This window comes from Aquimarina sp. EL_43 (assembly GCF_943422735.1).
GTDB lineage: Bacteria > Bacteroidota > Bacteroidia > Flavobacteriales > Flavobacteriaceae > Aquimarina > Aquimarina megaterium.
On sequence record NZ_CALSBR010000001.1, the window covers coordinates 4,290,937 to 4,313,280 of the forward strand.

Below are 22,344 nucleotides of genomic sequence, written 5' to 3' on the forward strand. Positions count from 1 at the left end.
TGTAATGGGAAAACTAACACTTGATACAATATCATATTCTGACGAAGGAAAGAAAATCGTTTACGATTATTCTGCCGAGGTTAATGTGCAGAAATATTTGGTGCAAGATAAGCCGCTTTACTCTACATATGGTATTGATGTAAGTAATGTGCCTGATAGTATAGCAGTAATCCCGTTTTTGTCTAATATTATGCCTATCGCATGGTATGCAGGATTTACTGTTGAGGTAGAAGAAGTTGATGAAGATTTTTATAAAGCCCTAGAACTAGTACACAAAGAGTTTCTAAAGAGAGATTCATTACATACAGTAAAAGGTAAATTAGAAGCTAAAAAACTCATTAAAAACAAAATCATAGGAGATAAATCATCTATGTTGTTTAGTGGCGGAGTAGATGCTTATGCAACGTATATAAGAATTTTTGAAAAGAAACCCGATCTGATAACAATTCATGGAGCCGATATTGAGATAGATGACCATTCTCAATGGGAAGATTTTACCAACTTTATTGAGACAGAGAAACTATTAGAAAAAAATAATCAAGAATATATAGAAACAAATCTTAGAGAATTTTATACCTATCAGGTAGAACTTCTGCTTAAAGATATAGGATGGTGGGGTAAAGTGCAACATGGCCTTGCTCTAATTGGTTCATTGGCACCATTGTCGTTTATATACAAATATTCTTCTATCTACATAGCATCATCATACACAGATCATATTGATATTGATTGGGGATCTACTCCAGAAATAGATGAAAAGATTACATGGGGAGGTGGAGTAAAGGTATTTCATGACGGATATGAACTAAAAAGGCAAGATAAAGTAGATTTGATAGCACAGTTTGCTTCGAATACCAATAATAAGTTTAAACTTAGAGTATGCTATTCTGAACTAAGAACAGAGTTTAATTGTAGCAATTGCGAAAAATGTTTTAGAACAATCTTAGGACTTATTTTAAATGGAAAGAATCCTAATGATTATGGTTTTAATGTCGATGAGACTGTATATGACAAATTTTATCAAGTATTAGAAATCGGTTCAGGAAGCAAAGGAGTAAAATACTTTTGGTGGGAACTCATGGAGAAAGCAAAAAATACAGATCAGTTTTATGTCTTTAAGGATAAAGAAGAAGAAACTTCTCAAATCAATAAAATTAGAGATGGTAAGATCGATCAACTTTTAGAACAAAAAATAAATACCTCTAACAAAGGAAAACAAAGGATTAGGTTTATTATAAGAAATAAATTCCCCTGGTTACAAAAGTTATATAGAAAAATAAGATACTAAACAAAACAAAATTTAAACGTATGAAATACGGACTACTGACATATGTTGAGAATAAGCGGTTTTTTAATGTTGGAGACAATATTCAAAGTTTGGCTGCAAAACAATTTTTACCAAACATCGATGTTTTTCTAAATAGAGAGAAATTAGGCGATTATAAAGGAGAGCCGGTAAAACTTATCATGAATGGTTGGTTTACTCATAATACTCATAATTGGGTTCCTTCAGAAGATATTGATCCAGTATTTGTTTCTTTTCATATGAACAATACAGCTGCACCTGCAATGCTTAGTGAAAAAGGAATTGCTTACCTAAAAAAACACGAACCCATTGGATGTAGAGATCAGTTTACTGCAGATACATTAAAAGCTAAAGGAATTGATGCCTATTTTACAGGTTGCTTAACCTTAACCTTAGATTCTTATAAGGTTGATGATAGTGAACGAGGAGAGGATATCTATATTGTAGACCCTTTATATAGCTACCCCAGACCTGAAAAAGTTTTTTATAGTGCTAAACATACTATAAAAAATATCCTTAACGGTACTGTTTTTCAGTTAAATAAAAAGAATAAACATCTTAAAAATTTTATCAGTAAAGATATTTTAGACAAAGCAGAATTCATTAATCAAGAACCACCTTCTAATCAATATTCTGATGAAGAAAAGTTCGAAATGGCAGAAGCACTTTTACGTAAATATGCAAAAGCTAAACTGGTTATTACTTCTAGAATTCACTGTGCATTACCATGTTTAGCCTTAGGTACTCCCGTAATTTTTGTAAATGGTTTTGATAGTTTTGTAGATTCTTGCCGATTTGATGGGATTTTAGAACTCTTTAATCGAATTGATATCAGTAGTAAAACAGGAGAGTTTACAACTAATTTTAATTTAGAAGGGAAAATAGACAAAAATACTTCAGTGCAGAACCTTGAAAAACATCATGAATTAGCAAATGCATTAAAAGAAAAGGTAAGAAACCAATTAAATAAATAAATTTTCCAAAGGGGCTATGGACAAAAGTGTTAGTAATAAGATACGTATTCTTTCTTTCTATTCTATTTTTATGGTAGTGGTTTGCCATGCTTATAATTTAACGAATTTGAGCATCGAAACCAATAGAGAGGTAGTTTATTATATTGAGTACTTATTTGCTTTAGAGTTATCAAACATCTTTATACCGATGTTCTTTTTTATCTCGGGTTTTCTTTTTTTTAGAAATCATGACCTATCGGTATTTACATTTAAAAGAAAGATTAAAAATAGGTTTAAAACACTGGTGATTCCTTATTTTTTGTGGTGTGGATTGTGGTTTTTAATTGTATATGCTATCCAATTTATCCCGATGCTGTCTCATTTTTTTGAAGAACCATTGCATCAAATGCCTTTATGGAAACAAGCATGGTTGGCATTTGTTGATCCTATAAATTATACATTTTGGTTTATTAGAGAACTCATATTTTATATTTGGGTAACACCACTTATTTATCTGGCAATAAAATATTTAAAGTTTTATTTCTTGATTTTTTTATGTGCCTTACTCTTTTTAGAACAACCTAGCTTGTTTTATGCTAATAATGTTTATTTATTTCAATACCTGGGGTTGTTTTCTTTTACCTGCGGAGCATATACTTCTATTACAAAACTTAACATAATATCAAATTTTAAGACATCAACACATATACTGTCGGTAGTAATCTGGGGTATATGTATTTTCCTTAATTTTTATGTTCGTGATGCTTATGAAGAAACACATATGATTGCTATACTCTGTAAACGAATAACCATGTTTGTTGGATTTTTTACAGTCTGGACAATGTATGATTTTATTAATAAAAGGTATGAACTTACAAATAAACCACTTTATGGGTATCGTTTTTTTATATATGCAGCCCATGGTGTAGCATTAACCTATTTTACTAAGATATATGTAAAATACATTGGAGAAAATGATATTATTTTACTGATATTATTTTTTATAAGTTCAGTATTAGCAACCTTGGCTTGCGTATGGTGTGCAAAGTTGCTTCAAAAAACAACACCAAAAGTATATGCACTTTTAACAGGAAGTAGATAAATGATTAAATTACTCTACATAACTAATAAAACATTTGGCCCAGGAGGTTTAGAACGTGTATTATCTATTAAAGCCAGCTATCTGGCTGATCATTTAGATTATGAAGTGCATATCGTAACATTAGATCAGGAAGATGAAGAAATGTTTTATGACTTTAGTCCAAATATCATTCATCATGATATTGTTACTAGTAGCAATCCGATTCGATTTTTGCGAAGCTATGTAAAAGGACTTAGAAAAGTTGTAAAAGAGATTAATCCTGATGTAATCTCTGTATGTGACGATGGTTTAAAAGGGTTTTTAGTACCATTATTGATCGGGAAACCATGTTCGATGATTTATGAAAGACATGTGTCTAAAAATATCGAGATTAAAAGTGTTACCCCATCCTTGAAAAGTAGGATGTTTACAAAACTGAAATTCGGACTTATGAATTTTGGAGGAAAAAAATATGATCATTTTGTAGTATTAACCAATGGAAATTTAAAAGAATGGAATTTTAAAAACCTTAAAGTAATTCCTAATCCATTGTCGTTCTATCCCGAAGGAAAAAGTACATTAAATAATAAAAAAGTATTAGCTGTAGGCAAACAGAGTTACCAAAAAGGATACGATAGATTATTGCAAAGCTGGAAATTGGTTACAGATACATATCCCGATTGGACATTAGATATTTATGGAACCATCAATGCAAATGAAAGGTTAGATAAAATAGCTAGTGATCTAAAAATAACAGAAAAAATAAATTTTTACGAACCCGTAAGAAATATAGCCGACAAATATCAGGAAGCTTCAATTTATGTAATGTCTTCTAGATATGAAGGTTTTGGAATGGTTTTAACCGAAGCAATGGCGTATGGTGTTCCTTGTGTCTCATTTGATTGTCCTCATGGACCATCAGATATTATTTCAGATAAAGAAAATGGCATTTTGATTGAAAAAGATAATATAGAGGATTTTGCAGAAGGTATTATGTTTTTGATACATAATGAAGAAGATAGAAAAAGAATGGGCGATAAAGCCCGAAATTCAGTAAAACGATATCTCCCAGAATCTGTTGTAAACGAATGGGATCAATTGTTTGTTAATCTAACGCGTAAGAATTAATGAAAAATATTTTACTAATCATACCGTATGGCGGTGTTGGAGGGATGGAAAGATTAGCATTTTCTTTTTATAACTTTTATAAAAAAGAAGGGCATTTTGTAAAAGCGGTGAAATTTATAAAACTCCAAAATGATATCATTAATTTTGATGAAGACGAGTTGTATTTTTCAGATCGTGATTTTAGCGAGATGTCAAAAGCCGAACGATTAAAATTCTATGTTTCGGTTCCTTATAAGCTTAGAAAAGTAATCAAAAAACATAAAATCACACATTCGATTGCATTTGGTGCTATGCCCAATGTTTATAGTTCATTAACTTTTACCAAAGATTATAAGGTAGCCAGTATTCATGCATTAAAAAGTGTTGAGCTTAGTAACAACTCCTTACTAAGTAAAATGACCAGATTTGGTTATAAGTATACCTATAAGAATTTAGATAAAGTAGTTTGTATTAGTAATGCGATTAAAGAAGATTTAATAGAAAAATGTGATTTTAAATTTGCCAACAAATTAACGGTTATATACAACCCTCATGACGTCGATGAAATACAAAAACGATCGTTAGAAGATATTACAGAAAAAAATGAAGTAGCATTATTAGCATCGAATTCTGTACTTTTTATAGGAAGATTATCTACGCAAAAGTCCCCGTGGCACTTGATAAAAGCATTTTCTTTGGTGATAAAAAATATGCCAGATGCAAAACTCATTTTTATTGGCGATGGAGATGCAGGAGTATTAAAACATCTTGAAAACTTAATCGATGACCTTGGTATAAATGAGTATATAAGTTTCTTAGGAAGAAAAAAGAATCCATATAAATATTTAGCTAATGCAAAAATGTTAGCGTTGGCTTCTCATTATGAAGGTACTCCTAATGTAATTGTAGAAGCAATGTGTTTAGCTACTCCGGTTGTTTCTTCTTGTTGTACGTATGGTATTGTAGAGTTGATGAGTCTTCATGCTCAAAAAATTGAAGATAAAATGGTAGAAGTAGAAGCCGGGATAATTACTCCAAACTTGTATAAAGATAAGCTTGGAATTCCTTTGACAGATGAGTTTATCGATGAGGAATATGTACTTGCAGAAGCGATAGAATTAGTACTAAAATCTTCTAAATACAAACAAAATTTAGAAGCTAATAAAAATGAATTATTAGTAAAATTTAATTTAGAAAGAGTAGCTAACGAGTATTTGAGTTAAGACAACAGCAGTATAGCAGAACCACTGTGATGTTATTATTAACCTAATAATAAATTGAAATGAATTTAGTTTTTGACATACAAAAATCTATAGAAAATAATTATAATAATAACGCTTTTTACTTTGGTGATACTTATTATAGTTATAAAGATTTTGCTCAGGTAATATCAGATATAAGAAAAGAGATTCAATCCTCAATAAAAGAGAACGAAATTAACATTGGACTAATTACTAATGATGATGTTCAAACCTATGCTTCAATAATCGCTTTATGGATGGAAGGTAAAGCCTATGTACCACTAAATCCAGAATTTCCTATTAGCAGAAATAGTACAGTTATCGATCAAGCAGATATTAAAACTATTCTTGATTCCTCAGAGACTAAAGTCTTCACCGAGTTTAATGTTATTCTTACAAGAAAATGTGATACTTCTGAAATTGACTTAACACCGGTAGAAGTGACTAAGGATGATCTTGGATATATATTCTTTACTTCTGGTACAACAGGAACTCCAAAAGGAGTTCCCATTACTTTTGAGAATCTATCTGGTTTTATGGATGCATTCTGGGAATTAAATTATACCATTACAGATACAGATAGGTGTTTACAAATGTTTGAGTTGACATTTGATTTATCGGTAGTATCATACTTGGCCCCAATACTCAAAGGTGCCTGTATATATACAATACCAAAAGACGAAATTAAGTACAGCTATATATTTGAGTTAATGGAAGATCATGAGCTAACTTTTGCATTAATGGTTCCTTCTATACTTCATTATTTAAGACCTTATTTTGATGAAATCGATTGTCCGGCTATGAAATACAGCCTTTTTTGCGGAGAAGCTTTACCCTTAGATGTCACCGAAGAATGGAGTAAATGTGTCCCAAATGCTACAATTGCTAATGTATATGGCCCTACAGAATGTACTATATTTTGTACCGATTATACTTATATAAGAAATGGGGATAACAAAACGCATAATGGCGTTTTGACGATTGGTAAGGATATGAAGAATACCAAAACTATTATTGTCGATGACGATAATAACGAAGTGAGAGAAGGAGAAAATGGAGAGCTATGCTTAAGTGGTATACAGCTAACTCCTGGGTATTGGAAAAATGAAAAAAAGAATAAAGAAGTTTTTTTTACCAAAAAATATGGCGGAGAAAAGACAAGGTTTTATAGAACAGGAGATTTGTGTACTGTAGATAGTGATGGAGATATACTATATTTGGGTAGAGTTGATTTTCAGGCTAAGATTCAGGGGTTTAGAGTAGAATTATCAGAAATTGAATTTCACGCTAAAGCAGCTTTAGATAAATTAAATGTCGTAGCCATCGCTTTTACAAATAGTATCCAGAATACAGAAATTGGATTGGTAATAGAGGCTACAGAATTTGAAACAAAACAACTGTTGGATGATTTAAAAACTAAACTTCCGCAGTATATGGTTCCTACACAAATCAAATTTATTAATAGTTTTCCTTTAAATACAAATGGAAAGACAGATAGAAAAAAATTAAATAAACTATTCAGCTAACATTAGAGAGCTAATTATATTATTATGGAAGTAGATGTAATAAAGAGTAAAATAAGTGATGCATTGGTATCTATATTAGAACATGATAACTTTGAGTTGCATGATGAATTAACAGCAAAAGATGTAGATGGTTGGGATTCTCTATCGCATATGATGATTATCACCAAAATCGAAGAAGAATTTAGTATTCGGTTTAAGCTAAGAGATCTTAATAAACTAAAAAATTTGGGTTCACTAGTTTCGGTAATTCAAAATAAAATTTAATTTATAAGAAGTGGTTTTTAATTCATTAGATTTTGTTGTCTTTATAATTCCGGTATTTTTATTGTACTGGCTGGTTTTTAATAGATCCAAAGTATATCAGAACATCTTTTTGTTAGGAGCAAGTTTGTTTTTTTATACATGGGCAGATTGGAGGTTTTTGGCCCTACTAATTGGTAGCACACTTATTAATTATTATTTGGGATTAAAAATCTTTCGCACTCCTGAAGATCGTAAAAAAAGCATTTTCTTATATATCGGTTTAGTATTTAATGTTGGGCTTTTGCTGTATTTTAAATATTTTAATTTTTTCTATGAAGGGTTTTATGAAATTTTAAATGCTTTTGGAAGTGAATCGACATATAACTCTCTGGTAATATTACTACCATTAGGGATTAGTTTCTTTACATTTCAAACTCTAGGATATCTAATAGATGTTTATAATGAAGAGATAGAACCAAGTGAAAATCTTTTAGAGTTTTCTGTATTTGTAACGTTTTTTCCTAAAATTCTTTCTGGTCCTATAGAAAGAGCGTCGAGTTTGATTCCACAAATTCAAGAAAAAAGAGTTATCTCATATGAGGTTTCAGTAGATGGATTACGTCAAATATTATGGGGATTATTCGCTAAAATTGTTGTTGCAGAAAATTGTGCATTAATAGCCAATCCGATTTTTAATAATTATGAAAATGAATCAGGTAGTACATTACTTTTAGGAACTTTTTTCTATGCCATACAATTATATGCCGATTTTTCTGGGTACTCTAATATGGCGATAGGTGTTTCTAAGCTATTTGGTATACAATTAATGCGTAATTTTTCTACTCCGTTTTTTTCGACGAATATTAGCGATTTTTGGAGAAAATGGCATATGTCGTTAACAACATGGATGATGGATTATGTGTTTACTCCATTATCATTTACTTTAAGAAGACATCAGAAAAAGGGATTAATCATCTCAATAATTACCACTTTTGTTTTAGTCGGGTTCTGGCATGGGGCTAATTGGACATTTGTTGTTTATGGACTTCTTCATGGTATTTATTTTGTACCATTAGTGTTTTCTGGAAAGATGAATACATCAGAAATTGTAGCAAAAGGAAAAATGCTTCCTTCTGTAAAAGAAATTATTAAAATGATCCTTTTGTTTGTTTTAATTATGCTTACCGATGTTTTCTTTAGGGTAGAAAGTGTTTCTGTAGGATTTGAATATCTGCAAGGGGTTTTTTCTTTAAGTATTATTGATTTGCCTTCTGTGCTATTTACGTCTACTACATTAATTACTATTGCACTAATTGGTTTTTTTATGTTGATAGAATGGATAAACAGAGAAAAGAAACATGATTTTGAGATAGGTAATTATAATATTTATCTTAGATGGATTTCTTATATATCCATTTTTGTTTTGATATTAATTTTTGGAAAAAGTGCTGAAACATTTATATACTTTCAATTTTAAATGATTATGAAACGATTACTTTTAAAGTTGTGTCTTTTCTTTATTTGCTGCTTGGCAATAACCACTTTTGTGTTAGTAGAATATGGAGGAAATGTAGATTATTTTTATCAAAAATTTACTACCCCAAAAGCTGTATCTATGGTGATAGGAGATTCTAGAAGTATGCAAGGGATACAACCAAGAGTGATAAACGAAAGGTTAAAAGAATTAAAATATGAATTACCCATTTTTAATTATAGTTTGACAATTGCAGAAACTCCGATTGGCCCTTTATATAATAAAAGTATAGGAAAGAAATTAGATGAAACTTCAGAAAATGGAGTTTTTATTATTTCGGTTACACCATGGATGTTTGGATCTGATAAGAATAATGATAATAATAAAGGAGAATTTAGAGAGGCAGATAGACCGCCTCATAATATGAGATTTGTTAACATGAATCCTAATTATGAATACCTTTTCAAAAATTTAACTTATTTTCATTTTAAAGCGCTTTTTAGAAAAACATCAACAATGCATAAAGACGGGTGGCTTGAAGAAAATAACTTACCTACAAATCCAAAAGTTTTTGATGAATGGAAGAAAAGGCAAGGAAGATTATTTGATAAAATGATAAGGAATTATGAAGTTTCTTCTTTGCGATTAAACAGTTTGGATGTTTTAATTAAAAAGTTAAAGAAACATGGTAATGTTTATATGGTACGTATGCCTATTGATCTTGATTTTGTAGCTGTAGAGAATTCATTTTATAAAAATTTTGATAAGGATATGAGTACCGTAGCAACATCTAATCAAATAGAGTACTTTAATTTTAATGTATCGAGTACGCATACAAATTTTAAAACCTATGACGGTCACCATCTGGATAAGCACGGAGGGTTAGAGTTTACTAATATACTTTGCGATTCTATTATAAGAAGTGCAAACACTGTAAAATAAGATAGTATATGAAATCAATACTTATAGCCATTTATAAAATATTTCTTATTCCACACATATTTGTATACAAATTGAGTAAAAATAGAAATAAGATTGATATGGATATAGAGCGGTGGGCCTCTGTAAAAGGAATGAATATGAGTAAAAATGCGTTACTTCTTGATTTTTTGGCAAATTCACCAGATTTTAGAACTATATTTTATTTTAGAACGAGAAGTTTGGTGTCACATATTCTTAACCTATATTGTAGAAAACAGAAAAATTTTATTATTGATATTACTACCAAACTGGGAGGAGGAGTTATTACAGGGCATCCATATTGTACAATCCTAAATGCCGATGCCATAGGAGATAATTTCTATGTAAATCATTTGGTAACCATTGGAGAGGAAAAAGGAAAAAGGCCTACTATAGGCAATAATGTATCTATTTATACAGGAGCAATTGTAATAGGAGATATTACTATAGGAGATAATTGTGTTATTGGAGCTGGTAGTGTAGTCACCAAGAGTATACCCGATAACTGTACCGCGGTGGGTAATCCTGCTAGAATACTGGATAAGAAATAAGAAGAGTTATGAAACAAACAATAAAATAAGAGAGTATGTTTGATTTTATTCCAGTAGAGCAATATTTTCCGGTATATATAAATTTATTTCTTTTCCTGGTTTTATTTACTCTTTTACATACTCGTCTATTAAAAATAGATGACCCAAAAAATATTGGGTTTATTAATATAGCTGGTTTCGTGTTAATGGCATATATAATATTATATATGGGACAAAGACCATTAAGCGGTAAGTTTTTTGGTGATATGAGAACGTATACCAGATACTTTAATTACTATAGATTAGGAGGAGTAGTAACATCAGATACAGATGTGCTTTTTCACCTATATATGAAAAGTTTGTCTTATGTGGCTTCTTCTCGTACATTTTTTACTGTCACAGCAGCAATATATGTATTACCCTTATATAGAATTTCTAAACAACTTTTTAAGGAGTATTGGTATTACGCGTTTTTAATGTTTGCGGTTTCTTTCTCCTTTTATACGTATGGAGTAAATGGTATTAGAAATGGGGCTGCTACATCTTTATTTTTATTAGGAGTAAGTTTTAGAAAAAATACGATAGCTATGATACTTTGCTTTTTGTTATCGGTTTCTTTTCATAAAACGATGTCACTACCTATAATAGCTTTTACCATAACAAGATTCTATAATGATCCCAAAGTGTTTCTAAAAGGATGGTTAGCCTGTATTCCGCTTTCATTGGCAATGGGAGGTTTTTGGGTGTCTATTTTTAGTAGCTTGGGGTTTGATGATAGACTTTCTGATTATTTGACAGCTCAGGCAGAAGAAGGTACTTTTGCCAGTACCGGTTTTCGCTGGGATTTTTTATTTCATAGCGCATTTGCAGTTTTTGCAGGGTGGTACGTTATTTATAAGAAAAATTTTGAAGACCCCTTTTATTTTAGACTTCTAAATACTTATCTAATTTGTAATGGATTTTGGATTTTGGTAATCAAAGCAAATTACTCTAATAGGTTTGCTTATTTATCATGGTTTATGATGGGATTAGTTGTCATTTACCCATTTCTTAAAGAACGATTTTTTAAAGATCACCATTTTATGATAGGAAAAATAACACTTGTTTATTTTATGTTTACCTATGCTATGTATTACGTATATTCTGGATAACAAATTAACCAATAAAAAAGCATGAAATGAGCCATAACAATTAATGTGATACTAACCGAGATGTTCAATGGCGAATTCCATCTGACAACTAAAAAACAATAAAAAAGAACAGATGAAAACGATTACAGTATTTACTCCTACATATAACAGAGCGTATTGCTTACATAAATGCTATGAAAGCCTTATTAAACAATCAAATCAGGATTTTGTATGGCTAATTATTGATGACGGCTCTTCTGATAATACCAAAGAATTGGTAACGTCCTGGATTAATGAAAATAAAATAGATATACAGTATCACTATCAAAAAAATCTGGGAATGCACGGGGGGCATAATGCGGCCTATAGACTTATTGAAACTACACTTAATGTTTGTATTGATAGTGATGATTTTGTGGGAGAGGAAGCAATTCAAAAAATACTGGATTCCTGGGAAACTATTAAAGGTAAACCAGAATATGCAGGTTTGGTTGGATTAGATGCAGACGAAAGCGGAGCTATTATTGGAACCAAAATCCCAGAGGGGATTAAAGAAACTACAATGTATGAGTTATATAATACTCATAAAGTATTGGGGGATAAAAAACTGGTATATAGAACCGAAGTAGTCAAGAAATACCCTCCATATCCAATTTTTGAAGGAGAACGTTTTGTTCCACTTGGATATCTATATCAATTGATTGATCAAGATTATAAGCTATTACCAGTTAACGAAGTTTTTTGTGTGGTAGAGTATATGGTGGATGGCTCTAGTATGAATATGTTAAAACAATATCGACGACACCCCAGAGGTTTTGCATTTTCAAGAAAGAGCAGAATGCAATTGGCAACAAACTTTAAGGATAAGTTTAAAAATGCAATTCATTATGTATCAAGTTCATTATTTATAAAGAATGGTTCTTTTTTAAAAGAATCTCCAAAAAAAATCACTACTATTCTCGCAATTCCTTTCGGAATAGTACTAAATCTCTATATAAGATATAAAACTAAAGAAGGAATTTAATGGGGCCAATTAGAGTATTACAGATTTTTACTATTATGAATCGGGGAGGAGCAGAATCCATGATCATGAACTATTATCGTAATATAGATAGAGATAAAGTTCAGTTTGACTTTTTGGTGCATCGAAAAGGAAAAGCGGCTTTTGATGATGAAATCAAAAGTTTAGGAGGAAAGATCTATATCATGGATCCAATTAACCCTTTTTTTCCAAAAGAATATTATCATAAACTTAGAATATTTTTTAATGAACATAAAGGGTATACAATAGTACATTCTCATTTAAATACATTTAGCAGTTTTCCTCTAAAAATAGCAAAAGAGTTTAATATCCCTTGTAGAATTGCCCATGCACATACTGCGTTCGAAAATATTAAACTTAGAAATTTTGTACCTAATAAAGAAAACGTCACAGAAACGGTAAAAAAACTCATAAAATTTAGATTGAGAAAAAAGGTGAGTACTTATGCAACGCATCGTTTTTCATGTGGAGAAAAAGCTGGGCAATGGCTTTTTGGTAAAAAGAATGATTTTTACACAATGAATAATGCCATAGATACCAAAAAATTTGTCTACAACCCTGATACAGATACGAAATATAGAAAGGAATTGAACCTAGAGGGTAAAGTATTAATCGGGCATGTGGGACGTCTTAATAATGCAAAAAATCATTCATATTTACTTCGAATATTCGCAAATATTCTGGAAAAAAGACCAGATTGTATTTTAGTACTTGTAGGAAATGGAGAATTACAACAGGCTATAGAGCAAGAAATTGATGATCTGGGAATTCAGGATCAAGTTAAAATGTTAGGGGTTAGGTCTGATATTTCAGAATTGCTTCAGATGATGGATATTTTTGTTTTTCCTTCATTTTATGAAGGCCTTCCTGTTACTTTAATTGAAGCTCAAGCTGCAGGACTTAAGATTTTGGCATCCGATACGATTACTCAAGAAGTAAAACTAACCGATGATATCGAATTTGTTTCGATTCAAAAACCAACTAGTTTTTGGGTACATAGGATATTCGATATTTTACCATATAAAAAACAAGATAACAGCGATAAAATCGCAAAAGCAGGGTATGATATCGGATCTAATACAGAAAAAATACAAAACTTTTATCTAAATAATAAATAGTTATGGGAAATATGCAGGACAAGATTTATGAACAATCTCCGCATTTTATACAAAATTGGATTGTTTCTATTTATAATCTTTTAGCATATAAAAAAAGGTATTCTGGGAAATATAAATATTTCCTGAATGCGTATTTACAAAAAAGAAATTTGTCATTAGACGAACTGAAAGAGTTGCAAATTGAAAAATACAAAGAGCTTGTATTACATACAAAAAATCATTCTGAGTATTATAGAAATATTTTCTCTACGATAGAGTCTCCCGAAGATCTTGCTAATATAAAACAACTGCCAATAATTGATAAAGAGACCTTAAGGAATAATCTGTCAGATATTTATACAGTTGAAAAAAGCGAAGGTATACTTTCTAAAACAGGGGGTACAACTGGGAAATCTTTAGAAGTAGTATATACTCACGACGATATACAGGAACGATTTGCACTACTCGATAATTTTAGAAATGAATTTGGATACAAACTCGGTAAGAAAACAGCGTGGTTTAGTGGTAAAAATCTTTTAAATAATAGAGATCTGAAAAAAAACAGATTTTGGAAAACAGATCATATCCATAAAGTGAGATATTACTCTACGTTTCATATCCATGGAAAATATCTAAAACATTATATTAACGATCTGATGACATATAAGCCTCAATATATGGTTGGTTTTCCTTCAACGATGTATGAAATTGCAAAATATGGAGTAGCTCATAATATAGATTTTCCTGCAAATATTATAAAAGCAATATTTCCAACAGCAGAAACAATCACAGACGATATTAGAGATGTTCTTGAAAATTATTTTAAAACAAATCTATACAATCAATATGCCTCTTCTGAAGGAGCTCCATTTATTTTTGAATGCAAAAATAAAAAGCTACACATGGATTTAAAAAGTGGAGTTTTTGAAGTTTTGAATGAAAATAATGAGCCTAGTAAAAAAGGAAGACTTGTAGTAACTTCTTTTACTACTTATGGTACCCCGTTAATACGATACGATATAGGTGATCAAATTGAGTTAGCAGATGATAATGATACATGTAATTGTGGGAATAATAATCCATTAGTTAAAGAAGTTTTGGGACGTATCTCAGATTATATATACTCTGAAGAAATTGGTAAGATTAATCTTGGTAATATCTCTAATTGTTTAAAAGGAGTAAAGGGAATTATTAAATTCCAAATTCAGCAAGATGTAATCGATAGCCTTTTGGTTTTAATAGAGAAAGATGATCAAATATACTCACCTGAGTATGAAAAGGTGTTTTTAAAAAACTTAAGAGATCGTGTCGGATCTAGTATTGCTATTGATTTAAAGCATGTTGCCGAAATACCAGTAGAGAAAAGTGGAAAATATAGATTGATAAAAAATAACATTAAAGAAGAAATTGGTAGCTAATGTGATATAGCTGGTAAGAATATAGTGTTGTTGTGATAACAGATAATTATATTATAAAATGATCAAAGTTTTACAGGTTTTTACGATGATGGATAGGGGAGGTTCAGAATCTATGATTATGAACTATTATAGGAAGATAGATAGAGAAAAAATTCAGTTTGATTTTCTGGTACATAGAAAAGAGAAATGTGATTTTGATGATGAAATTGAAAGCCTTGGAGGAAAAATTTATAGATTATCATCAATAAACCCAATATTTCCGGGAAAGTACTATGAAGAATTAAGAGCATTTTTTAAAACCCATACAGAGTACACTATTATTCACTCTCATCTCAATACATTTAGTTGTTTTCCTATTAAAATAGCTAAAGAATTTACTATTCCGATTAGGATTGTTCATGCACATATTGCAATTGAAAAAATTAAATTTTCAGACCTAGTCCCTAGTAAAGAAAACCTTATCGATACGGTTAAAAAGTTGATAAAATTTCGATTGAAAAACAAAAATCGTAAGGATGCTACTCATTATTTTTCGTGTGGAGATAAAGCGGGTCGATGGCTTTTTGGTAAAAACACAGAATTTTTAACCATGAACAATGCTATTGATACCGAAAAATTTGTTTTCGACCCAAAAACAAGAAAAGAATACAGGAAAGAACTGAGAATTGAAGATAAATTTGTGATCGGCCATGTTGGAAGATTGGATACTCAAAAAAATCATGTATTCTTAATACAAATATTTGCCCGTATTATAGAAAAACATCCCAATGCTAAATTGATGCTTGTTGGGGAAGGCCCCTTGAGAGAGAAAATTGCTGCTGAAGCCAAACGTCTTGGTGTAGAGGATGACGTTATGATTTTAGGAGTTCGATCAGATATCCCAGAATTATTACAAGCATTTGATTCTTTTGTATTTCCTTCGTTTTATGAAGGGCTACCAGTAACACTTATCGAAGCTCAGGCAGCCGGACTTAAGATTTTTGCTTCTGATACTATTACAACCGAAGTAAGTTTAACCAATGATATCGAATTTTTGTCAATTAAAGACACAGCAGAGTTTTGGGCAAATAAAGTGGTAAAAGCAATGTCATATACCAGAATAAATAATAAACCTCAAATCGTTAAAGGAGGATATGATATTATTTCGAATACAAAACGAATTGAAGAATTTTACCTTCAACAAATAAACCATTAATTCTTATGCTAAAATCAATATAGATATATGCTTTTTAATTCGATAGATTTTTTCGTATTTCTTTCTTTAGTTTTTATAGGCTATTGGTTCGTTACGTATAAAAGTCTAAAGATGCAGAATGTACTATTACTTCTAGCTAGCTATGTGTTTTATGGTTGGTGGGATTGGCGTTTTTTGTCTTTGATAGCCTTAAGTACGATTATTGATTATACAGCGGGGTCTCGAATATATGAGTCTAAAGAGGTTTTGGTCAAAAAGAGATGGCTTTGGGTAAGTATTGTGTTTAACTTGGGAATGTTAGGTTTTTTTAAGTACTATAACTTTTTTATAGATTCCTGGATTGATCTTTTTGCTTCTGTAGGTTATGAACTTCAAAGTACATGGACATTACAAATTATTCTGCCTGTTGGTATTTCGTTTTACACTTTTCAGACATTATCATACTCGATAGATATTTATAAAGAAAAGTTACAACCCACTAAGAATTTTATTGCTTTTGCCGCATTTGTAGCTTTCTTTCCGCAGTTAGTTGCAGGACCTATAGAAAGAGCGACAAATCTGGTACCACAGTTTTTAAAGAAAAGAACGTTTACATACCAAACTTTTTCTTACGGAATAAAGTTAATGATTTGGGGATTCTTTCTGAAATTGGTTGTAGCAGACAGAGCAGCTATTTATGTAAATGCGGTATATAACAATACAGAAAATCATGATGGCTTAAGTTTTATTGCAGCAACAGTATTGTTTGCATTTCAGATTTATGGGGATTTTGCTGGGTATTCGTTAATTGCTATAGGAACATCCAAACTTTTTGGGTTTGATTTGATGACCAACTTTAGGCGGCCCTATTTTTCGGCATCAGTAAGTGAGTTTTGGACCAGGTGGCATATTTCATTATCAACATGGTTTAGAGATTATTTGTACATACCGTTAGGAGGAAATCGAGTAGCAAAACCAAGGTGGTTATTTAATCTTTTTATTACGTTTTTAATTAGCGGATTATGGCATGGAGCGAATTGGACCTTTGTAGTTTGGGGAGCTTTAAACGGCCTCTATCTTATTGCAGAAGTTCTTGTATTCAAGAAAAGAAGAAAAGGAGTATTTAATGTATTGCTCACATTTATATTAATCAATTTTGCCTGGGTGTTCTTTAGAGCAAATAGTATTGAAGATGCTTTTTTTATTATAAAAAAAATCTGTACGGCGCCAGGAAGATTATACATAGGGAGTGGAGATGATATTACTGCCTCATTATATGCAACCTTGGCAATTGCTATTCTGGTCGTAGTAGAATTGAAAAAAGAATACTTCAATACTATGTTTTCGATTTCTAATCATAAGTATGAATTTGTACGATTAACAGGATATGCTGTTTTGATTTATATAATTATGTACTTTGGAGTATTTGGTAAAAGTCAGTTTATTTATTTTCAGTTTTAAATTATGATTAGAAAAGAATATAAGACATCTTTAATCAAGCTTGGAAAATTTCTTGTGATTTTTCTCATAGTTGATTTTGCTTTAGGAATGATCTCTAAACAATTGTTTTTTAGTCAAGAAACCGGAAAATATGCCAGATCTACTTATGCTATACAAGAAACAAATGCAAAAGTATTAATCTTCGGAAGTTCTCATGCCCACCGACATTATGTGCCCGAGGTTATAGAAACAGAATTGAAAAAGTCTTGTTATAACGCAGGGGCAGAGGGACAGCAATTATTATATCATATGGCGCTTCAAAAAATGATTATTAAACGAATGGAGCCAGAGTTAATGATCTTAAATATCGATGAGGATTTTTTATATCATACTAAAGAAGCATATGATAGGCTTAGTGATCTGCATCCATATTATTCGGATTATAGAGATGATTTAAAACCTATATTAGGATTACAATCTAAGCTGGTAGATTTTAAATTATTTTTCAGGGGATACCAAACCAATTCAACAATTATGCATGTTATTCGTTATTATGCATCACCCCAGCTGGATTATAAAGGATACCGACCATTATTTGGAAAAGTTAAACTTTCTAAGCATATAAACGAAGAAGTTCAATCAAAAATTGAAAAAGGAGTAGAGGATATAGATCAAAATTTTGTAGCTGCGCTCCAGATGTTTATTGCAATCGCTAAGGATCATAATATAGATTTGGTTTTTGTTACTTCCCCAACTTATTTTACTGTAGATCATTCTATGAATACTTCTTTTAACAGGATTAAGACGATAGCCGAAAAAGAAAATATCCCTTTTGTAGATTTTTTTAATGATCAACAATTTATGGGTAAACCAACATTGTTTCATGATCCATCACATTTAAATAATGATGGAGCCAAGCTATTTACCAAAAAATTAGCAGACCAGATTAAAAAGTTTAAATAGCGCGAGTTCGATGTTATTATATTAGTCAGAGTGACTTTTTATAGTGAGACGCTTTGTTAAAACTAAAACTTTCTTTTTTTTATAAAGTTCAGAATTTAAGCTCATTTTAATCCTTGCAATTGCAGCAAGCACATAGAAATTTATTCATTGAAATTTTTATGCACTTGCTTGATTTTACCTTATTAAGATCTGTTTATTGTTTTATTATTTTTAAGAATATAGGAGTCTCTCTTTCTATTTTTATAAAATATATTCCATTAGGAACATCCCTTAACGAAACTTCTATTCCACTATTTTGAATGGAATATGTTTTAGTTAAAACCAATTTTTGCTGTAGATCATAAACATATACATCAACTTTAGTCTCATCTATTTTGATATCAGGAATACTAATTGATATCTTATCTTTAGAAGGGTTTGGGTAAACAATTGACGATTGTTGAATAATTACAGGACATCCTTCATTATCTACTTCTATATCTAAGGAAGTATTAGCACATAAATCTCTATCATTAGTAACACCATCATTATCATCATCTAATTGGCTTTGTGAACATCCATCCGTATTTACTTGTTCTCCCGCAGGAGTACTGGTACATAAATCTTTATCATTAGTAACACCATCATTATCATCATCTAATTGGCTTTGTGAACATCCATCCGTATTTACTTGTTCTCCTGTAGGCGTACTGGCACATAAATCTTTATCATTAGTAACACCATCATTATCATCATCTAATTGACTTTGTGAACATCCATCCGTATTTACTTGTTCTCCTGTAGGCGTACTGGCACATAAATCTTTATCATTAGTAACACCATCATTATCATCATCTAATTGACTTTGTGAACATCCATCTGTATTTACTTGTTCTCCTGTAGGTGTACTGGCACATAAATCTTTATCATTAGTAACACCATCATTATCATCATCTAATTGGTTTTGTGAACATCCATCTATATTTACTTGTTCTCCTGCAGGTGTACTGGCACATAAATCTTTATCATTAGTAACGCCATCATTATCATCATCTAATTGGCTTTGTGAACATCCATCTATATTTACTTGCTCTCCTGCTGGAGTATTGGCACATAAATCTATATCATTATTTACTCCATCATTATCCAAGTCTGACATATTAACCACAGTATTCCCTAACCAAGCTATTTTTTTATCTTTACTAGAGGCAGATACAATATCAATTTTGTTATCATTATTAACATAAGATAAATTTAAGTACTCTACTTTATCCATGTTTTCAGAAATTATTTGACCATTGTCAAAATTTCCTTTTCCATCTATATTTTCGTACCAAACTATTTTATTTAAGAAATCTGTAGTTCCAACTGGCCAACTACTTTTATTGTACAAAGATGAAGCAGCTATTAGATCTTTATCTCCATCATTATCAATATCTCCTGAAACCACAAAATTAGGTCCGGTTAGATCAGATGAAATTACCGTTGCAGAACCGAAGCTTCCTTTTCCATCTAAATTTTCACTCCAATATATCTTGTCTTCTTTACTAGAAACGGATAAAATATCTAAATCATTGTCCCCATCTATATCTTCTACAACAAAAGATTCTATACTGTCTAAAACTAAAACTAATGAATTATCACTATTAAAAGTAAAATTTCCTTTTCCATCTATATTTTCATACCAATATAAACGGCTATCTGTATCAAATATAATGTCTAAATCATTATCACCATCAATATCCGATACCATAACCTGATTTGTTTCATGAAGATCTAATAGACTAGTTACTTCATTAGGATATTCTGCAAATTTTCCTTTTCCATCTACATTTTCATACCATAATATTCTATTTTGTCCAAAACCAGAAGGAGCTATAATCAAATCATTGTCATCATCTCCATCGATATCGGCAATAACAATTGCTTTGACTTGTTTATTAGTAATAGGTCGTCTATCCTCACTAAAATTTCCTTTTCCATCTATATTTTCATACCAAACTATATGCCTTCCATGAGTGGCAGCGATATCAATGTCGTTATCGCCATCAATATCTCCAGTTGCAACAACAACAGCTTTGGTTCCATAGGCATCCAAAATCCCCAAATCTGACGAAATTAATTTTTGAGAAAAATGAATTCCATTACCATCAGTGTTTTCGTACCATGATAAAATACCATCAGTATTAGAAAAAATTGGGTTTTCCGAAATAGAAATCAAGTCTTGATCTCCATCATTATCAAAATCTGCACTAAGAGCTTGATATGGTTCAAAAGATTTTATGTTTAAAACATTATGATTAGTAAACATACCATTACCCATATTTCTTTGCCAAGCAATTGCATAATAACTTATAGTATTAAAAGATATGATGTCTTCATATCCATCGTCATCCAAATGTGCCGGAATTAAGGTTACTCCTCTAAAACCTTTAGAGATTAAATGGTTTTGGTCAAAATTTTGTCCATCAATATTTTCAATCCACATAGTTCTCTCAAATGATCTATATAAAATATCTAGATCTCCATCTTTATCAATATCTGAAGAAAAAATTTGTCTAGGTACATCTTTTCCATCTGTAGAAACTAAAATTTCTTGATCTATAAAGTTTCCTCCAATATGATTTCGAGATAGAACAATTCGCTCATCATTTCTTCCCACTTTAATAGCAGTTAAAACATCAATATCCTTGTCGTTATCGATATCTAATGCAGTGATTGATCTAATATCATTTGTATAAGTCCCTATATTTCGATCAATAAAAGAAGTTGCGCTATCCATATTCTCTATCCAAAAGACTTCATTATTTGTATGAGCAATTATATCTATATCATTATCAAAATCGACATCTTCTGCTATCATATATTCTGCTGTTTTTGTAGACATCCTCAATACATTTGCCCCATCAAAACTTCCTTTTCCATCTATATTTTTGATCCAAAAAATGCCACTAGTAAATGCCAAAGCTATATCATTGTCATTATCACCATCTACATCTGTAGCGATCAGATGTTTTAAATCCCCTAGATTGATTGGGTACTCTCCTATATCTATTCTTTTTTCATCTCCTAAAATTCCATTCCCTAAATTTTCATATACACGTAATGTAGTAGTAAATCTACTAGAGATAAAAATAATAATGTCTAAGTCATTGTCATTGTCCAAATCCTTAGCTTCTATAACTTTTATATCTCTAATATTTTCTATTAAAACTTTAGACTTGTCAAAATCTCCTTTATTATTTGTGTTTTCATACCATCTTAATTTAGAAGATGCTTCAAAAATGATATCAGTATCGTTATCACCATCTAAATCAAATGCAGTTACTATATCAGTATATGAAAATGGAGGGGTGTTTGAATCAAAAACAGTAGTTTCATCAAACTGAGAATAGCTATTACTATAAAATATAAGCATTAATAAAATTGTGATTTTTTTTATACAATTCATAGATATAAATATAATTGGTGATCCGTAATTTTTGTAATTGTTAATTTTATTTTGAGTGAGTATTATAAAATTATTTCTTTAAGTAAAATTTAAAAAATGGATAACTTAAGTGCATTTAGGTATAAAAAAAATAATTTGATTCTGAATGTCATATTTGTTAGTGTCATTAATAAACAAAATGTTACCATAAAAAATTAAATTTAATTTTAATCAACCTATTCCACACACA

The 22,344-nt window shown here is 30.6% G+C and carries 18 protein-coding genes; 17 read left to right on the plus strand and 1 reads right to left on the minus strand.

Features of this window, described 5'->3' with window-relative positions; translation table 11 throughout:
• Nucleotides 1-4: 4 nt before the first annotated feature.
• From NNL09_RS18415 to NNL09_RS18495, 17 genes are all read left to right on the plus strand, one after another.
• Entirely contained in the window at nt 5-1,288 is a 1,284-nt protein-coding gene (locus tag NNL09_RS18415) for a hypothetical protein (RefSeq protein WP_025663538.1), read from the plus strand.
• Nucleotides 1,289-1,308: 20 nt separating this feature from the next.
• Nucleotides 1,309-2,280 (plus strand): polysaccharide pyruvyl transferase family protein, encoded by a 972-nt coding sequence (locus NNL09_RS18420; RefSeq protein ID WP_196912007.1) that lies wholly within the window; start codon nt 1,309-1,311, stop codon nt 2,278-2,280.
• Nucleotides 2,281-2,296: 16 nt separating this feature from the next.
• On the plus strand, nt 2,297-3,361 hold the full coding sequence (locus NNL09_RS18425; protein WP_025663540.1) for an acyltransferase family protein: 1,065 nt from the start codon (nt 2,297-2,299) through the stop codon (nt 3,359-3,361).
• Nucleotides 3,362-4,468, plus strand: coding sequence for a glycosyltransferase family 4 protein (locus NNL09_RS18430; protein ID WP_196912008.1), 1,107 nt, complete (start codon nt 3,362-3,364; stop codon nt 4,466-4,468).
• Nucleotides 4,468-5,670 carry a glycosyltransferase gene (locus NNL09_RS18435; protein ID WP_196912009.1) on the plus strand — a complete coding sequence of 401 codons (1,203 nt, stop codon included), beginning with the start codon at nt 4,468-4,470 and terminating at the stop codon, nt 5,668-5,670. The genes NNL09_RS18430 and NNL09_RS18435 overlap by 1 nt, the downstream gene beginning before the upstream one ends.
• A 59-nt stretch (nt 5,671-5,729) precedes the next feature.
• Nucleotides 5,730-7,214, plus strand: a complete 1,485-nt coding sequence (locus tag NNL09_RS18440; protein WP_196912010.1) for an AMP-binding protein — start codon at nt 5,730-5,732, stop codon at nt 7,212-7,214.
• A gap of 24 nt (nt 7,215-7,238) precedes the next feature.
• On the plus strand, nt 7,239-7,478 hold the full coding sequence (locus NNL09_RS18445; RefSeq protein WP_025663544.1) for an acyl carrier protein: 240 nt from the start codon (nt 7,239-7,241) through the stop codon (nt 7,476-7,478).
• Between the two features lie 10 nt (nt 7,479-7,488).
• On the plus strand, nt 7,489-8,934 hold the full coding sequence (locus NNL09_RS18450) for an MBOAT family protein (RefSeq protein ID WP_196912011.1): 1,446 nt from the start codon (nt 7,489-7,491) through the stop codon (nt 8,932-8,934).
• Between the two features lie 6 nt (nt 8,935-8,940).
• Nucleotides 8,941-9,873: a hypothetical protein gene (locus NNL09_RS18455; protein ID WP_152538251.1), complete on the plus strand. Its 933-nt coding sequence runs from the start codon at nt 8,941-8,943 to the stop codon at nt 9,871-9,873.
• Between the two features lie 8 nt (nt 9,874-9,881).
• The gene (locus NNL09_RS18460; protein WP_051475981.1) at nt 9,882-10,442 is read left to right on the plus strand and encodes a serine O-acetyltransferase; all 561 of its coding nucleotides are present in this window, start codon (nt 9,882-9,884) and stop codon (nt 10,440-10,442) included.
• A gap of 35 nt (nt 10,443-10,477) precedes the next feature.
• The gene (locus tag NNL09_RS18465) at nt 10,478-11,572 is read left to right on the plus strand and encodes an EpsG family protein (protein WP_025663548.1); all 1,095 of its coding nucleotides are present in this window, start codon (nt 10,478-10,480) and stop codon (nt 11,570-11,572) included.
• A 112-nt stretch (nt 11,573-11,684) separates the two neighbouring features.
• Nucleotides 11,685-12,575 carry a glycosyltransferase family A protein gene (locus NNL09_RS18470; RefSeq protein ID WP_196912012.1) on the plus strand — a complete coding sequence of 297 codons (891 nt, stop codon included), beginning with the start codon at nt 11,685-11,687 and terminating at the stop codon, nt 12,573-12,575.
• Complete coding sequence (locus tag NNL09_RS18475) at nt 12,575-13,711, plus strand: glycosyltransferase family 1 protein (protein WP_196912013.1); 1,137 nt, start codon at nt 12,575-12,577, stop codon at nt 13,709-13,711. The genes NNL09_RS18470 and NNL09_RS18475 overlap by 1 nt, the downstream gene beginning before the upstream one ends.
• 2 nt (nt 13,712-13,713) lie before the next feature.
• Nucleotides 13,714-15,108, plus strand: coding sequence for a phenylacetate--CoA ligase family protein (locus NNL09_RS18480; protein WP_035094865.1), 1,395 nt, complete (start codon nt 13,714-13,716; stop codon nt 15,106-15,108).
• 58 nt (nt 15,109-15,166) lie between these two features.
• On the plus strand, nt 15,167-16,303 hold the full coding sequence (locus NNL09_RS26270) for a glycosyltransferase family 1 protein (protein ID WP_196918877.1): 1,137 nt from the start codon (nt 15,167-15,169) through the stop codon (nt 16,301-16,303).
• A 111-nt stretch (nt 16,304-16,414) separates the two neighbouring features.
• Nucleotides 16,415-17,743: an MBOAT family O-acyltransferase gene (locus tag NNL09_RS18490; RefSeq protein WP_317193942.1), complete on the plus strand. Its 1,329-nt coding sequence runs from the start codon at nt 16,415-16,417 to the stop codon at nt 17,741-17,743.
• A 3-nt stretch (nt 17,744-17,746) separates the two neighbouring features.
• The gene (locus tag NNL09_RS18495; protein ID WP_196912015.1) at nt 17,747-18,685 is read left to right on the plus strand and encodes a hypothetical protein; all 939 of its coding nucleotides are present in this window, start codon (nt 17,747-17,749) and stop codon (nt 18,683-18,685) included.
• 193 nt (nt 18,686-18,878) lie between these two features.
• On the opposite strand, the gene NNL09_RS18500 is transcribed toward NNL09_RS18495, so the two are convergent.
• Entirely contained in the window at nt 18,879-22,115 is a 3,237-nt protein-coding gene (locus NNL09_RS18500; protein WP_196912016.1) for a T9SS type A sorting domain-containing protein, read from the minus strand.
• Between the last annotated feature and the right edge of the window lie 229 nt (nt 22,116-22,344).

Excerpts from the sequence above, each read along its gene's own strand:
- NNL09_RS18415 (WP_025663538.1), top strand. The coding sequence starts at position 5 with ATGGGAAAACTAACACTTGATACAATATCATATTCTGACGAAGGAAAG.
- NNL09_RS18420 (WP_196912007.1), top strand. The coding sequence starts at position 1,309 with ATGAAATACGGACTACTGACATATGTTGAGAATAAGCGGTTTTTTAAT.
- NNL09_RS18425 (WP_025663540.1), top strand. The coding sequence starts at position 2,297 with ATGGACAAAAGTGTTAGTAATAAGATACGTATTCTTTCTTTCTATTCT.
- NNL09_RS18430 (WP_196912008.1), top strand. The coding sequence starts at position 3,362 with ATGATTAAATTACTCTACATAACTAATAAAACATTTGGCCCAGGAGGT.
- NNL09_RS18435 (WP_196912009.1), top strand. The coding sequence starts at position 4,468 with ATGAAAAATATTTTACTAATCATACCGTATGGCGGTGTTGGAGGGATG.
- NNL09_RS18440 (WP_196912010.1), top strand. The coding sequence starts at position 5,730 with ATGAATTTAGTTTTTGACATACAAAAATCTATAGAAAATAATTATAAT.
- NNL09_RS18445 (WP_025663544.1), top strand. The coding sequence starts at position 7,239 with ATGGAAGTAGATGTAATAAAGAGTAAAATAAGTGATGCATTGGTATCT.
- NNL09_RS18455 (WP_152538251.1), top strand. The coding sequence starts at position 8,941 with ATGAAACGATTACTTTTAAAGTTGTGTCTTTTCTTTATTTGCTGCTTG.
- NNL09_RS18460 (WP_051475981.1), top strand. The coding sequence starts at position 9,882 with ATGAAATCAATACTTATAGCCATTTATAAAATATTTCTTATTCCACAC.
- NNL09_RS18465 (WP_025663548.1), top strand. The coding sequence starts at position 10,478 with ATGTTTGATTTTATTCCAGTAGAGCAATATTTTCCGGTATATATAAAT.
- NNL09_RS18470 (WP_196912012.1), top strand. The coding sequence starts at position 11,685 with ATGAAAACGATTACAGTATTTACTCCTACATATAACAGAGCGTATTGC.
- NNL09_RS18475 (WP_196912013.1), top strand. The coding sequence starts at position 12,575 with ATGGGGCCAATTAGAGTATTACAGATTTTTACTATTATGAATCGGGGA.
- NNL09_RS18480 (WP_035094865.1), top strand. The coding sequence starts at position 13,714 with ATGGGAAATATGCAGGACAAGATTTATGAACAATCTCCGCATTTTATA.
- NNL09_RS26270 (WP_196918877.1), top strand. The coding sequence starts at position 15,167 with ATGATCAAAGTTTTACAGGTTTTTACGATGATGGATAGGGGAGGTTCA.
- NNL09_RS18490 (WP_317193942.1), top strand. The coding sequence starts at position 16,415 with ATGCAGAATGTACTATTACTTCTAGCTAGCTATGTGTTTTATGGTTGG.
- NNL09_RS18495 (WP_196912015.1), top strand. The coding sequence starts at position 17,747 with ATGATTAGAAAAGAATATAAGACATCTTTAATCAAGCTTGGAAAATTT.
- NNL09_RS18500 (WP_196912016.1), bottom strand. The coding sequence starts at position 22,115 with ATGAATTGTATAAAAAAAATCACAATTTTATTAATGCTTATATTTTAT.